Source organism: Pseudomonas sp. MWU15-20650, assembly GCF_023242475.1.
Classification (GTDB): Bacteria; Pseudomonadota; Gammaproteobacteria; order Pseudomonadales; family Pseudomonadaceae; genus Aquipseudomonas.
The window spans coordinates 1-13,646 of record NZ_JALJFG010000017.1 but is presented as its reverse complement, the minus strand read 5'-3'; the positions used below and the strand labels follow the sequence as shown (position 1 = coordinate 13,646).

Annotated in this window: 9 protein-coding genes; 7 read left to right on the top strand and 2 right to left on the bottom strand. The window is 59.9% G+C overall.

What is annotated here, in order from left to right; all coding sequences use genetic code 11:
- Positions 1–63: 63 nt before the first annotated feature.
- The 5 genes from M5B43_RS14745 to M5B43_RS14725 all read left to right on the top strand — a co-directional run bounded on the left by M5B43_RS14745 (position 64) and on the right by M5B43_RS14725 (position 4,067).
- A complete protein-coding gene (locus M5B43_RS14745; protein WP_248750802.1) occupies positions 64–552 on the top strand; it encodes a DUF3015 domain-containing protein in 489 nt (162 codons plus the stop codon).
- Between the two features lie 91 nt (positions 553–643).
- A complete protein-coding gene (locus M5B43_RS14740) occupies positions 644–2,497 on the top strand; it encodes a DUF4105 domain-containing protein (protein WP_248750801.1) in 1,854 nt (617 codons plus the stop codon).
- Between the two features lie 91 nt (positions 2,498–2,588).
- Positions 2,589–2,915, top strand: a complete 327-nt coding sequence (locus tag M5B43_RS14735) for a chorismate mutase (RefSeq protein WP_248750800.1) — start codon at positions 2,589–2,591, stop codon at positions 2,913–2,915.
- A 236-nt stretch (positions 2,916–3,151) separates the two neighbouring features.
- Positions 3,152–3,508 carry a hypothetical protein gene (locus M5B43_RS14730; RefSeq protein ID WP_248750799.1) on the top strand — a complete coding sequence of 119 codons (357 nt, stop codon included), beginning with the start codon at positions 3,152–3,154 and terminating at the stop codon, positions 3,506–3,508.
- Between the two features lie 70 nt (positions 3,509–3,578).
- Positions 3,579–4,067 (top strand): GreA/GreB family elongation factor, encoded by a 489-nt coding sequence (locus M5B43_RS14725; protein ID WP_248750798.1) that lies wholly within the window; start codon positions 3,579–3,581, stop codon positions 4,065–4,067.
- Here M5B43_RS14725 and gdhA read toward each other — a convergent pair.
- A complete protein-coding gene (gdhA, locus tag M5B43_RS14720) occupies positions 4,064–5,401 on the bottom strand; it encodes an NADP-specific glutamate dehydrogenase (RefSeq protein ID WP_248750797.1) in 1,338 nt (445 codons plus the stop codon). The two genes, M5B43_RS14725 and gdhA, sit on opposite strands and share 4 nt — an antisense overlap.
- 916 nt (positions 5,402–6,317) lie before the next feature.
- The gene (gene ettA, locus M5B43_RS14715; RefSeq protein ID WP_248750796.1) at positions 6,318–7,982 is read right to left on the bottom strand and encodes an energy-dependent translational throttle protein EttA; all 1,665 of its coding nucleotides are present in this window, start codon (positions 7,980–7,982) and stop codon (positions 6,318–6,320) included.
- A 286-nt stretch (positions 7,983–8,268) separates the two neighbouring features.
- On the opposite strand from ettA, the gene M5B43_RS14710 reads away from it, so the two are divergent.
- Together M5B43_RS14710 and glyA are read left to right on the top strand one after the other, a co-directional pair.
- Complete coding sequence (locus M5B43_RS14710) at positions 8,269–12,120, top strand: bifunctional diguanylate cyclase/phosphodiesterase (RefSeq protein ID WP_283099488.1); 3,852 nt, start codon at positions 8,269–8,271, stop codon at positions 12,118–12,120.
- A gap of 236 nt (positions 12,121–12,356) precedes the next feature.
- Positions 12,357–13,610 carry a serine hydroxymethyltransferase gene (gene glyA, locus M5B43_RS14705; protein WP_248750795.1) on the top strand — a complete coding sequence of 418 codons (1,254 nt, stop codon included), beginning with the start codon at positions 12,357–12,359 and terminating at the stop codon, positions 13,608–13,610.
- The last annotated feature ends 36 nt before the right edge of the window (positions 13,611–13,646 follow it).

Below are 13,646 nucleotides of genomic sequence, written 5' to 3'. Positions count from 1 at the left end.
CAGGGGCGTTGCGAAGCGCCTGACCCCCTTGTCTATTGGTTTGCACACAAAGAGAAAACAGCTATGAAACGGATCCTTCTTGGTACTCTCTTCACCGTCGTATCCCTCAATGCAATGGCAGAAGCACCCGGTGGCCCGAACTGCGGTTGGGGTAACATGTTGTTCGAAGGCCAGCGCGGTACCCCGGCTCACTTCCTGGCTTCCACCACCAACGGCACCTCGGGTAACGCCACCTTCGGCATGACTTCCGGCACCAACGGCTGTAACACCAACAGCAAGCTGACCTACGGCGGCAAGTCCTGGATTGCCATGAATGGCATGATGAACGAGCTGTCCGAAGACATGGCCAAAGGCAATGGCGAAGCGCTGACCACCTATGCCGTGGTCCTGGGTGTGGCACCTGAAGATCGCGAGCACTTTGCCGCTGTGACCCACGAGCACTTCCAGCAAATCTTCAGCAAAGCTGACGTGACCGCTGACGACGTGCACACCAATACCCTTGCCGTGCTGAAAAGCGACGCCCGCTTGGCGAAGTACGCAACACAAGCTTAAGCTCGACCCGCCCGCGCCTTTCGAGGCGCGGGTTTTATTTTTGGACCCGCCTCCCCTTTGGGTCTCACTTTTTCCGACTTAAGTTGCCCCTATGCTCAAACGCCTTGCCTGGATGGCACTCTTCGCCTGCGCCCCGCTGTACGCGGCCCCGCATCTTGATGATCACCGTTTGCAGCAACTGGCCAACGATCCGTTCTGGCTGTCGCTGGGGCATTACGAAGCCGGCAAAATCAGTGGCTGGCGCAGCTACGTCAGCGATAAGAAATTCTTCCTCGCCACCGATGGCGCCCACCATCCGGATGCCGAGCTCAAGGCCACCGTTGAAGCGCTGTATGCTCCGGCGAGCCTGGGTGAACACCACGCCCAATGCGTCTACCCCGCACGCACCCGCTGGCTCAAGGATCAGTTGCAGCTGACCGACCTGCCGGCCGTGGACTGCGCTGAATTCAAGCAATGGTTCAAGGACGTCGCGCCGCACAGCGCGGTGATGATCTTCCCTGCGGCTTACCTCAACAGCCCGTCGTCCATGTTCGGCCACACCCTCCTGCGCATCGACCAGGCGGACGTGCAGAGCAACAACACCGCCCTGCTCAGCTACGCGATCAACTTCGGCGCCTATATCGAAGGCTCGGACAACAGCATCCTCTACGCCTGGAAAGGCTTGATGGGCGGTTATCCCGGCCTGTTTGCCCTCGTGCCCTACCAGGAGAAACTCTCGGAATACCGCAGCCTTGAGAACCGCGACTTGTGGGAGTACCGCCTGAACCTGACGCAGGTGGAAACCGAGCGCATGGTCGAGCACGTGTGGGAACTCAAGCAGATTCAGTTCGACTACTTCTTCTTCGACGAAAATTGCTCTTACCGTCTGCTGGAACTGCTGCAAGTGGCCCGCCCCGGCCTGCGCCTGACCGAGCAATTCCCACTGACTGCCATTCCCACCGACACGGTCAAAGCGGTAAAAGACGCCGGCCTGGTTGAAAAAATCGACTACCGGCCGTCCCGCGAACGCGAACTGCTCGAACGCGCCAAGCCCTTGGACAGCGCTGAGCAGCAATGGGTGCTGAACATCAGCGATGACCAGCAGCAATTGCAGGCACCCGCCTTCAAAGCCCTGCCTCGCGACCGTCAGGCGTTGATCATCGATGCCGCCTACCGCCTGGGCCGTTATCGCGCCAATGGCCTGGAGCGCGACACCGAGCGCTCGCAACGCAGCTTCGAACTATTGCGCGCGATCAACCAGAACCCGGCACCGGACCTCAACGTCGAACGCCCCGGCCTGCCGGAAAACGGCCATGAATCGCGCACCTGGCAAGCCGGCATCGGCACCCGTGGCAACAAAACCTTCGGCGAATACGGCCTGCGCATGGCCTACCACGACCTCAACGACAACGCCGAGGGCTTCCCCCTCGGTGCGCAGATCGAAATCCTGCAAATGAAACTGCGCCAGTACGAAGGCAACCACTGGCAGTTGCAGCAACTGGACCTGGCCACCATCCGCTCCCTGACGCCACGCAACGCACTGCTGCAACCTTGGTCATGGCAAGTTACGGGTGGCCTGGAACGCGTACCGGGCAAACACGACGACCAGACCCTGGTCGCCCACGTCAACGGCGGCGCCGGCGGTACCTGGCAACTGACCGACGACATGCTCGGCTTCGCCCTCGGTACCGTACGTGTGGAACACAACAATGACTTCAGCGAAGCCATCTCCCCCGCTGCCGGCTTCAATACGGGCGTGCTGTGGAAAAACCCACTGGGCAATTTGAGCCTGGAAGCCAAGGGGGATTTCTTCACCAATGGCGAAGTACGCCGCAGCATCAGCCTCAACCAGCAGTGGGAGTTGTCGCGCAACCTGGGGTTACGCCTGAGCGCCCAGCGCGAGTACAGCCACCTTTCCACCCCAGTGAATGAAGTGATGCTCGAGGTAAAGTGGTATCACTACTGATCTGTGAAGCCCGGCGAAGATCCAATGTGGGAGGGGGCTTGCGTATAGGCCGACACATCGCACTGCCCACCCAATCAGGAGTTCCATCAACATGACCGTTAACTGCACCACCCTTGAAGAAGTCCGCGAAAACATCGACCGCCTCGACCAGCAAATCGTCACCCTGCTGGCCGAACGCGGCCGCTATGTCTCCCAGGCGGCACGCTTCAAAAAAGACACCGATGGCGTCAAGGCACCGCAGCGGGTTGAGCAGGTGATTGCCAAGGTGCGGGATCTGGCGCACACCGTGGGCGCCAACCCCGAAGTGACCGAACAGGTCTATCGCGCAATGATTGCTGCATTCATTGAGCAGGAATTGGCGGAACATGCCGTACTAACACGCTCAGAAAAACCATCATCAACACACACAACCCCGTAGCCCGCTTCTAAGCTATTGATAAATAGACAGGAATTTTCTGACGAGAAAAAATGCTTTCGTCATGCCTTTCATCAACACTGTATTGGGGCCGCTTCGCAGCCCAACGCGGGGCAAGCCCGCTCGCCACCGTTGATGGCCCTTTAGTCCAACACCTTTCTCACACCCCTTTCACACCTCCCCAACAAATCCCTGACTAGACTTCCTCCATCAGCCGTGAAACGGCCAAGGGGCAAGCAATGTGGCGGTATGCGGTAATGCTGTGTGCGCTGGTGTGGCTGGCAGGTTGCCAATCGACTCATCAGGAGTTACTGGCCAAGGGGTATCCACCGGCCTTTGCCGATGGCTTTGATGACGGTTGCAGCAGCGGTCGCCAGGCCGCAGGCGTGATCAGCGGTGAGTTTCGCAAAAATGTTCCACGCTATTTGAAGGACCGTGAATACGCTGAAGGTTGGGAGGACGGTTTTCGCCAGTGCAAGTCGATGCGCGAGAACGAAGAGCTGCGTGACTACAAGGACAATCACTGGGACGACCGTGAACGCGCCTGGCAGCATGAGAAGGACCGTGATGCGGGCAGGGCCTATCGCTCGCAATAGGTCGCTTTCAGATAGCCATCGAAACTAAAGCACGGCGAACATGGCCCAAATGTCATAGAGGGAGCCTCTCATGAGCCGAGCTTTCGTAAATGAAGACAACGCCGCCGCCCAGGCCGACCAGCCGGTGGAACGCCAGGTCAGCCAGCAGCCCAATCGCCTCACCGCACAAGGGTTGGCGCAGTTGCAGGCCAAGGTGGCGCAATTGCAGCAGGAACACAGCCTCGAATCCGCCAAGGACGATAAACAACGCCTGGCGGACCTCGAGCGGGATTTGCGTTACTTCAACCAGCGCGTGCAAAGCGCCCAAGTGGTGCCGCCGGCCACGTCCACCGACAAGGTGCAGATCGGCAGTTGGGTCACCTTTGCCAATGAGCAGGACGAACAGCAGCGCATTCAATTGGTCGGCGAAGACCAGGCCGATGCCAACGCCCACCTGATCAACTGGGGCTCACCGCTGGGCCGGGCACTGTTGGGGGCCCAGCTTGGCGATGAGGTGCTGTGGAAGCGCCCCGTCGGCGATCAATTGATCGAAGTGCTGCGTATCGAACCCGAGGCTTAGACGATACCTTGGGCCAGCATCGCGTCGGCGACTTTCACAAAACCGGCGATGTTCGCGCCCTTCACGTAGTTGACCCGGCCGTTTTCTTCGCCGTAATGCACGCAGGCGTGGTGAATCGATTGCATGATGTTGTGCAACTTGCTGTCCACTTCACCGGCGGTCCACAACAGGCGCATGGCGTTCTGCGACATCTCCAGGCCGCTCACAGCCACGCCACCGGCGTTGGACGCCTTGCCCGGGGCGAACAGAATGCCCGCCTGCAAAAAGATATCCACAGCCTCAAGGGTGGTCGGCATGTTGGCGCCCTCGGCCACGCAGAAACAGCCGTTGTGCAGCAGGGTGCGCGCGGCGTCGGCGTCGAGTTCGTTCTGGGTGGCGCAGGGCAGCGCAATATCGCAGGCCAGCTCCCAAGGCGCCTTGCCTTTGCGAAATTCCAGGCCGAACCGTTCGGCCAATTCACTGATGCGACCGCGTTGCACGTTTTTCAGCTCCAACAAGGCGGTCCATTGCTCCTCGCTCAAACCACTTTCGGCGTACAGGGTGCCTTCGGAATCCGACAGGGAGATCACCTTGCCACCCAGGTCCATCACCTTGCGCGCAGCGTATTGCGCCACGTTACCGGAACCGGAGACCGCCACGCGCTTGCCTTCAACGCGCTGACCTTGGCGCTTGAGCATTTCCTCGGCGAAATACACGCAGCCAAAACCGGTGGCTTCAGGGCGAATCAGGCTACCGCCATAAGTCATGCCTTTGCCCGTCAGCACCGAGGTGAATTGGTTGCTGAGACGTTTGTACTGGCCAAACAGAAAGCCGATTTCCCGGGCGCCCACGCCGATATCACCGGCCGGGACGTCCACGTCCGCCCCAATATGGCGGTACAGCTCGCTCATGAAGGCCTGGCAGAAACGCATGACTTCAGCGTCACTCTTGCCCTTGGGGTCAAAGTCCGAGCCGCCTTTGCCGCCGCCCATCGGCAGCGACGTCAGGGAATTCTTGAAAGTCTGTTCAAAGGCGAGGAATTTCAGCACGCCCAGGTTCACCGACGGGTGAAAACGCAGGCCGCCTTTGTAAGGGCCGATGGCACTGTTCATCTGGATGCGAAACCCACGATTGACCTGGACCTTGCCGTGATCGTCCACCCACGACACCCGGAAGGTAATCGCGCGCTCCGGCTCGCACATACGCTCCAGAATGCCCGAGGTCAGATAGTGGGGGTTGGCTTCGAGAAACGGCCACAGGCTGCGTAGGACTTCCTCTACAGCCTGGTGGAATTCCGGCTGGTCGGGGTCGCGTTTCTTGAGACGGAAAAGGAAGGATTCGACAGATTCGATCATGAAAAGTCTCGGCAAATTGATTGTTGTTAAACAGAGATTGAGCCGGACTTTAACAATTCGTTTCGCACCGCGACAGGGCGAAATGTCGCCTTTGTGAATTTAAATGGTGCATTTTATATAAATAGCCGGCCATTTTTGCCCTTAAAGGGGGATTTCAGGCCGAGTCATGCCTCCATAGTTAGATAGCTATCGGGGGCAAGCCCCCTCCCACATTTGTTTGGCGGTGTGCCTGTCAGACCACCAACGACAGCTGCATGCTGAAGTACTGCTTGACCGGCCAGCCCCATGCATCAGATGGGCGAGTACCAAAAACCGGCGCCTGACTCGGTCAACATGTGGGAGGGGGCTTGCTCCCGATTACAGTGGGTCAGCTAAGAACAAGCTGGCTGATCCACCGCTATCGGGGGCAAGCCCCCTCCCACATTTGTTTGGCGGTGTGCCTGTCAGACCACCATCGACAGCTGCATGCTGAAGTACTGTTTGACCGGCCAGCCCCATGCATCAGATGGGCGAGTACCAAAAACCGGCGTCTGACTCGGTCAACATGTGGGAGGGGGCTTGCTCCCGATTGCAGTGGGTCAGCTAAGAACAAGCTGGCTGATCCACCGCTATCGGGAGCAAGCCCCCTCCCACATTTGTTTGGCGGTGTGCCTGTCAGACCACCAACGACAGCTGCATGCTGAAGTACTGTTTGACCGGCCAGCCCTCAGATGGGCGAGTACCAAAAACCGGCGTCTGACTCGGTCAACATGTGGGAGGGGGCTTGCTCCCGATTACAGTGGGTCAGCTAAGAACAAGCTGGCTGATCCACCGCTATCGGGAGCAAGCCCCCCCACATTTGATCGGAGTGGGCCGTAGTAAACGCGCAAAAAAAAGCGGAGCCCCAGGGGCTCCGCTTTTTTCAAACCCGCCCGAATCAGGCCAGCTTTTTGTGGCGTACACGGTGCGGCTGGGCAGCAGCTTCGCCCAAACGCTTTTTACGGTCTGCTTCGTACTCGGTGTAGTTACCCTCGAAGAACACCGCTTGCGAGTCGTCTTCGTACGCCAGGATGTGGGTCGCGACGCGGTCAAGGAACCACCGGTCGTGAGAGATCACAATGGCGGCGCCCGGGAAGTCCAGCAGGGCTTCTTCCAGGGAGCGCAGGGTTTCAACGTCGAGGTCGTTGGACGGTTCGTCGAGCAGCAGGACGTTGCCGCCCTCTTTCAAGGTCAGGGCCAGGTGCAAGCGACCCCGCTCACCGCCAGACAGGTCCTTGACGAACTTCTGCTGGTCGCCGCCCTTGAAGTTGAAACGGCCGACGTAGGTGCGCGACGGGATTTCATAGTTGCCGATGCGAATCTGGTCGGAGCCATCGGAAATCTGCTGGAACACCGTCTTGCTGCCGTCCAGGTCTTCGCGGCTCTGGTCGACGCAGGCCAGTTGCACGGTTTCGCCGATCTCGATGCTGCCGGAGTCCGGGGTTTCCTTGCCCATCAGCATGCGGAACAGCGTGGATTTACCCGCACCGTTACCACCGATAACGCCGACGATCGCGCCTCTTGGCATAGAGAACGACAGGTTGTCGATCAGCACGCGGTCGCCATAGCCTTTGGTAACGTTCTTGAACTCGATGACCTTGTCACCCAGGCGCGGACCGGCCGGGATATAGATCTCGTTGGTTTCACTGCGTTTCTGGAATTCCTGCGACTGCATTTCTTCAAAGCGTTGCAGACGCGCCTTGGATTTGGACTGACGGGCCTTGGCGCCTTTGCGCACCCACTCTAGTTCTTCCTTCATGGCTTTTTCGTGGGCCGATTGCTGCTTGGATTCGGCGGCCAGACGGTCGGACTTGGCTTCCAGCCAACCGGAGTAGTTGCCCTCGTAAGGGATACCGGCGCCACGGTCAAGCTCGAGGATCCAGCCGGCAACGTTGTCCAGGAAGTAGCGGTCGTGCGTGATCGCAACCACGGTACCCGGGAAGTCGTGGAGGAAGTGCTCCAGCCAGGCGACGGAATCGGCGTCCAAGTGGTTGGTCGGTTCGTCGAGCAGCAGCATGTCGGGAGCCGACAGCAGCAGGCGGCACAGGGCCACACGACGTTTTTCACCCCCCGAGAGGAATTCGACCTTGGCGTCCCACGCCGGCAGGCGCAGCGCGTCGGCGGCGACTTCCAGCTGGCGCTCCAGGTTGTGGCCGTCGCCCGCCTGCAGGATGGCCTCAAGCTTGGCCTGTTCGGCGGCGAGCTTGTCGAAGTCGGCATCCGGTTCGGCGTAGGCGGCATAGACTTCGTCCAGGCGGGCCTGGGCGTCCTTGATCACGCTCACGGCCTCTTCGACCACTTCACGCACGGTCTTGGTCGGGTCCAGGATCGGTTCCTGCGGCAAGTAGCCGATGTTCAGTTCAGGCATCGGGCGGGCTTCGCCTTCGAACTCGGTGTCGACGCCGGCCATGATTTTCAGCAGCGTAGACTTACCCGAACCGTTGAGGCCGAGCACGCCGATCTTGGCGCCAGGGAAGAAGGACAGCGAAATGTTTTTCAGGATTTCCCGCTTCGGCGGAACAACTTTTCCCAGCCGATGCATGGTGAAGACGTATTGAGCCATGGTGAACCTAGCGTCAGTGACTGATGAATTAAGCGGACGAAGCCCGTGCCAGGCCATGCGCCGCGCGGGCCGTTGACGGTAATCAATGCCTGCGAGCGGAAAAAAGCCTGAATATCTGGGGCTGGAACGCCCCCGCGTAACCGGCAAAGCTACCTGAATGCGCTGGGGCAGTCCAGCCAGGCGGGACTGGCACTTTGCCACAAGTCAGGGCATGCTAGCCGCCCTCCGGGCGTCCGGCTTATAGTGCACGTCGCGCGCCAGTCCAGCCAAACCGCAGGATCACAGCTTGTCCAAAGTCACGCCGCCTACTCCTTTGCGCGCCGCTCATATTGCGCCGGGAGCTCCCCTGCACGGTACCCTCAAAGGCGCGTTGGCGACGCTTGTCTTGATGCTGCTCGCGTTATTGTTCTGGCAATTGCTCGACCAACTGCAGCAGAACCAGAAAAACCAACAGCAATACACCATCGACTACAGCGCCGACCTGGCCGAGCAAATCAGCCTGAACATGGGCCTGAGTGCGCAGATCGCCCTGAACCTGCTGCCGATCGTCGAACCACCGCGTAATGCCGAACAACAACAGGCGCTGATGCGCACCTTGCAGCGCTCATTACCGGAGCTGCGCAGCTTCGCCCTGCTCGCGCCCAGCGGCGCACTGCTCAGCGACACGGCCAACGACAGCCAGGACGCTGCCTGGCTCGAAGAATTGGTCAAGCGCAGCCACTTCCAGTCCTATTACCTGAGCAACAACAACGACGGCACCGTCATCTATCTGTTGCTGCAACAGCCCAGCGGCGGCTCAAAGATGTACTGGGCGTTACGCCTGGCGCCCAACTACGTGGCCAACCTCACGCGCCAGGACGGCCAGGGCCAACGGCCCATGTGGGCGATCGAGAACCGCCTGAACCACCGTGTGGTCAGTCGTGACAGCGGCATGCCGGCGCAATGGTCCAGTGCGCTGACCCCGGACGAGCTGAACAAAAGCGTGCTGGTCAGCCCCTTGAGCAAAAGCGACTGGCAACTGCGCGGGCTGTTCGACCGCGGCGCGGTGCTGGAACAACTGCTGCCGGCCTTCATCGGCAAATGCCTGCTGGGGCTGGCTTTCTCGCTGATCCCGGTGATCGTGCTGCTGAACATGCGCCGTCGCCAGCGCCAGGTGCATGAAGGCCGGCGGCGCTATCAGGATATTTTTGAAGGCACCGGCGTGGCCTTGTGCGTGCTCGACCTGTCGGGGTTGAACGCATTTTTCGACAAAACCAAGCTACACACCCGCGAGCAGTTGCACGCCTGGTTGCAGGACAACCCCACTGAACGCCAACAGTTGCTCAAGGAGTTGCGGGTCACCGAGGTCAACCAGGTGGCGGTGCGTCTGTTGAATGTCAGTTCATGCGAACAAGCCTGGGAACGCCTGATCGACGATAGCCCACGCAATGCCACGTCCATTGGCTACCCGGTGCTGGAAGCGGTACTCGCCCAGCAAAAACAGCTGGAGCTGGAAATCCAGCTCAACGATGTGGCCGGCAACGCACAATACCTGTGGCTGGTGATGCGTTTGCCGGAACAGCAGGACGACTTTAAAGCGGTGATCCTCAGCATCAGCGACATCACCAGCCGCAAGCTGGTTGAGCTTTCGCTGGTGGAGCGCGAGAGTTTCTGGTCGGACGTCGTGCGCACGGTGCCCGACCACCTGTACGTGCAGGACGTGATCAGCCAGCGCATGATTTTCAGCAACCACCACCTGGGCCACACCCTCGGCTACAACAGGACCGAATTGCAGCAAATGGGTGAGTACTTCTGGGAAATCCTGCTGCATCCCGAAGACGCCGAGCACTACCACGATTTGCGCCAACAGCAGCGCGAGGTCGGTTACGCGACCCAACTGCAATGCCAGCTGCGCTTTCGTCACCGCAACAATCAATGGCGCCGTTTCGATATCCGCGAGCAAGCCCTGGCCCCGGACACGTCTGCCGTGGTCACCCGGATCATCGGTGTGGCCAAGGACATTACCGACCAGATCGAAGCCAGCGAGTCATTGCGCGATAGCGAACAACGCTACCGCATGCTGGCCGAAAGCATCAGCGATGTGATCTGCTCCACCGACAGCCAACTGGCCCTCAACTACGTCAGTCCATCGGTCAACGCCGTGCTGGGGTATGACGTGGACTGGGTGTTCAAGAACGGCTGGCAGTCGATTATTGCCAACCCGCAACAGCTGACCGGCATTTATAGCCTGGTGGAGCAGGTCAGCCGCGCCCTGGGCAACCCCGAGGCGTTGAACACGCTGCGCGACGACGTGCATACCCAGTTGTTCCTGTTCGACTGCCTGCGCGCCGATGGGCGCAAAGTACCGATTGAGCTACGCCTGGTACTGGTGTGGGACGAGCACGGTGCGTTTGAAGGCATCCTCGGCGTCGGCCGTGATATCAGCCAGCAACGCCGTGCCGAAAAAGACCTGCGCATGGCGGCTACCGTATTCGAGCACTCCACGTCGGCCATCCTGATTACCGACCCGGCCGGTTACATCGTGCAGGCCAACGAGGCGTTCAGCCGTGTCAGCGGTTATGCGGTGAGCGATGTCCTCGACCAGTTGCCGACCATGCTCACCGTCGATGAACAGCAAGAAGCCCACCTGCGCTACGTGCTCAAGCAACTGCATCAACACAGCACCTGGGAAGGTGAGGTGTGGCTCAAGCGCCGCAACGGTGAGCATTACCCGGCGTGGGTCGGCATTACTGCCGTGTTCGACGATGAAGGTGACCTAGCCAGCTACGTATGTTTCTTCAGCGATATCAGCGAACGCAAGGCCAGCGAACAGCGCATCCACCGCCTGGCGTATTACGACGCCCTGACCCATCTGCCCAACCGTACGCTGTTCCAGGACCGCCTGCACACCGCGTTGCAGTCTGCCGAGCGGCAGAAGTCGTGGGTGGTGCTGATGTTCCTCGACCTCGACCGCTTCAAGCCGATCAACGACTCCCTGGGCCACGCCGCCGGCGACCGCATGCTCAAGGAGATGGCCACGCGCCTGCTCGGTTGCGTGGCCGAAGACGACACAGTGGCGCGGATGGGTGGCGACGAGTTCACCCTGCTCCTGCAACCGCGCGTCAGCCGCGAAATGGCGTTGAACCGCGCAATCACAGTCGCCGAGCAGATTCTGGCCAGCCTGGTGAAGCCATTCGTACTGGAAGGTCGCGAGTTCTTCGTGACCGCCAGTATCGGCATCGCCTTAAGCCCCCAGGACGGTAACGAGCTCAGCCAACTGATGAAAAACGCGGATACCGCGATGTATCACGCCAAGGAGCGCGGCAAGAACAACTTCCAGTTCTATCAGGCCGACATGAACGCCAGCGCCCTGGAGCGCCTGGAGCTGGAGAGCGACTTGCGCCACGCCCTGGAGCAGAACGAGTTCGTGCTGTATTACCAGCCACAGTTCAGCGGCGACGGCAAACGCTTGACCGGCGCCGAAGCCCTCCTGCGCTGGCGCCACCCGCGCCGTGGCCTGGTACCGCCGGGGGATTTCATTCCCGTGCTGGAAGAGCTGGGGTTGGTGGTGGACGTGGGCGACTGGGTGCTCAGCGAAGCCTGTCGTCAGCTCAAGTCCTGGCACCAGAACAAGGTGCGTGTGCCGAAAGTCTCGGTGAACATCTCGGCGCGACAGTTCTCCGACGGCCAACTGGGCGAGCGCATCGCCACCATCCTCAAGGACACGGGCCTGCCACCAGCGTGCCTGGAGTTGGAACTGACCGAAAGTATTCTGATGCGTGAAGTCAACGAAGCCATGCAGATCCTCGCCAGCCTGAAAAACCTGGGCTTGAGCATCGCGGTGGATGACTTTGGCACCGGCTATTCATCGCTCAACTACCTCAAGCAATTCCCTATCGACGTGCTGAAAATCGACCGCACCTTTGTCGACGGCCTGCCGTCCGGCGAACAGGACGCACAGATCGCGCGCGCCATCATCGCCATGGCCCACAGTTTGAACCTGGCGGTGATCGCTGAGGGCGTGGAAACCCATGAGCAACTGGACTTCCTGCGTGAGCATGGCTGCGATGAGGTGCAGGGCTATCTGTTCGGGCGGCCGATGCCGGCGAATCGGTTCGAGGCACAGTTCAGCAACGAAGCGCTGTTCATGTTCGACTGAAATGTCGTGGTGGGACTTATGGCCTCATCGAGGGCAAGCCCCCTCCCACCTTTTGACCGGTGAATACATTCAAATGTGGGAAGGACTCGCCCCCGATGAAGCCGGTAATGGCACCGCTTATCTCCAGATGAGCCCCACTTGTCCGCGACATGATGTCCTTTCATATGCCATCTAAAACCCATTGAGTTAGAATGCCTCCTTTTCTGCCCCCCCCCCCCCGATCCTTGAGGACCGCCATGTTCAGCCGTGATTTGACTATTGCCAAGTACGACGCCGATCTCTTCGCCGCCATGGAGCAAGAAGCCGTGCGCCAGGAAGAGCACATTGAGCTGATCGCTTCGGAAAACTACACCAGCCCTGCGGTGATGGAGGCTCAAGGTTCGGTTCTGACCAACAAGTACGCCGAAGGCTACCCCGGCAAGCGCTACTACGGTGGTTGCGAGTACGTCGACGTGGTTGAGCAGTTGGCCATCGACCGTGCCAAGCAACTGTTCGGCGCCGATTACGCCAACGTCCAGCCACACGCCGGTTCCCAAGCCAACAGCGCCGTTTACCTGGCCCTGCTGCAAGGCGGCGACACCATCCTGGGCATGAGCCTGGCCCACGGCGGTCACCTGACCCACGGCGCCAGCGTTTCCTCCTCCGGCAAGCTGTACAACGCCGTTCAATACGGCATCGATGCCAACGGCCTGATCGACTACGACGAAGTCGAGCGCCTGGCGGTTGAGCACAAGCCAAAAATGATCGTGGCCGGTTTCTCTGCCTATTCGCAGATCCTGGACTTCCCACGCTTCCGCGAAATCGCTGACAAAGTGGGCGCCTACCTGTTCGTAGACATGGCTCACGTAGCCGGTCTGGTTGCCGCAGGCGTTTACCCGAACCCAGTGCCTTACGCTGACGTGGTCACCACCACCACCCACAAGACCCTGCGCGGTCCACGTGGCGGCCTGATCCTGGCGCGCGCCAACGCCGAGATCGAGAAGAAGCTGAACTCTGCCGTATTCCCTGGCGCCCAGGGTGGCCCGCTGGAGCACGTGATCGCCGCTAAAGCGATCTGCTTCAAGGAAGCCCTGCAACCTGAGTTCAAGACTTACCAGCAACAAGTGGTGAAAAACGCCCAGGCCATGGCCAGCGTGTTCATCGAACGCGGCTTTGACGTGGTGTCCGGCGGTACCGAGAACCACCTGTTCCTGCTGTCGCTGATCAAGCAGGACATCTCCGGTAAAGATGCTGACGCCGCTCTGGGCAAAGCCTTCATCACCGTGAACAAGAACTCCGTGCCGAACGATCCACGTTCGCCGTTCGTCACCTCCGGCCTGCGCTTCGGTACTCCGGCTGTGACCACTCGTGGCTTTAAAGAAGCAGAGTGCAAGGAACTGGCCGGCTGGATCTGCGACATCCTGGCTGACCTGAACAACGAAGCCGTGATCGATGCGGTCCGTGAAAAGGTCAAGGCCATCTGCAAAAAGCTGCCGGTATACGGCGCTTGATAGCAGTTGCTTGAATGAAAAGCCCGGCTCTTGAGC

Excerpts from the sequence above, each read along its gene's own strand:
- M5B43_RS14745 (WP_248750802.1), top strand. The coding sequence starts at position 64 with ATGAAACGGATCCTTCTTGGTACTCTCTTCACCGTCGTATCCCTCAAT.
- M5B43_RS14740 (WP_248750801.1), top strand. The coding sequence starts at position 644 with ATGCTCAAACGCCTTGCCTGGATGGCACTCTTCGCCTGCGCCCCGCTG.
- M5B43_RS14735 (WP_248750800.1), top strand. The coding sequence starts at position 2,589 with ATGACCGTTAACTGCACCACCCTTGAAGAAGTCCGCGAAAACATCGAC.
- M5B43_RS14730 (WP_248750799.1), top strand. The coding sequence starts at position 3,152 with ATGTGGCGGTATGCGGTAATGCTGTGTGCGCTGGTGTGGCTGGCAGGT.
- M5B43_RS14725 (WP_248750798.1), top strand. The coding sequence starts at position 3,579 with ATGAGCCGAGCTTTCGTAAATGAAGACAACGCCGCCGCCCAGGCCGAC.
- gdhA (WP_248750797.1), bottom strand. The coding sequence starts at position 5,401 with ATGATCGAATCTGTCGAATCCTTCCTTTTCCGTCTCAAGAAACGCGAC.
- ettA (WP_248750796.1), bottom strand. The coding sequence starts at position 7,982 with ATGGCTCAATACGTCTTCACCATGCATCGGCTGGGAAAAGTTGTTCCG.
- glyA (WP_248750795.1), top strand. The coding sequence starts at position 12,357 with ATGTTCAGCCGTGATTTGACTATTGCCAAGTACGACGCCGATCTCTTC.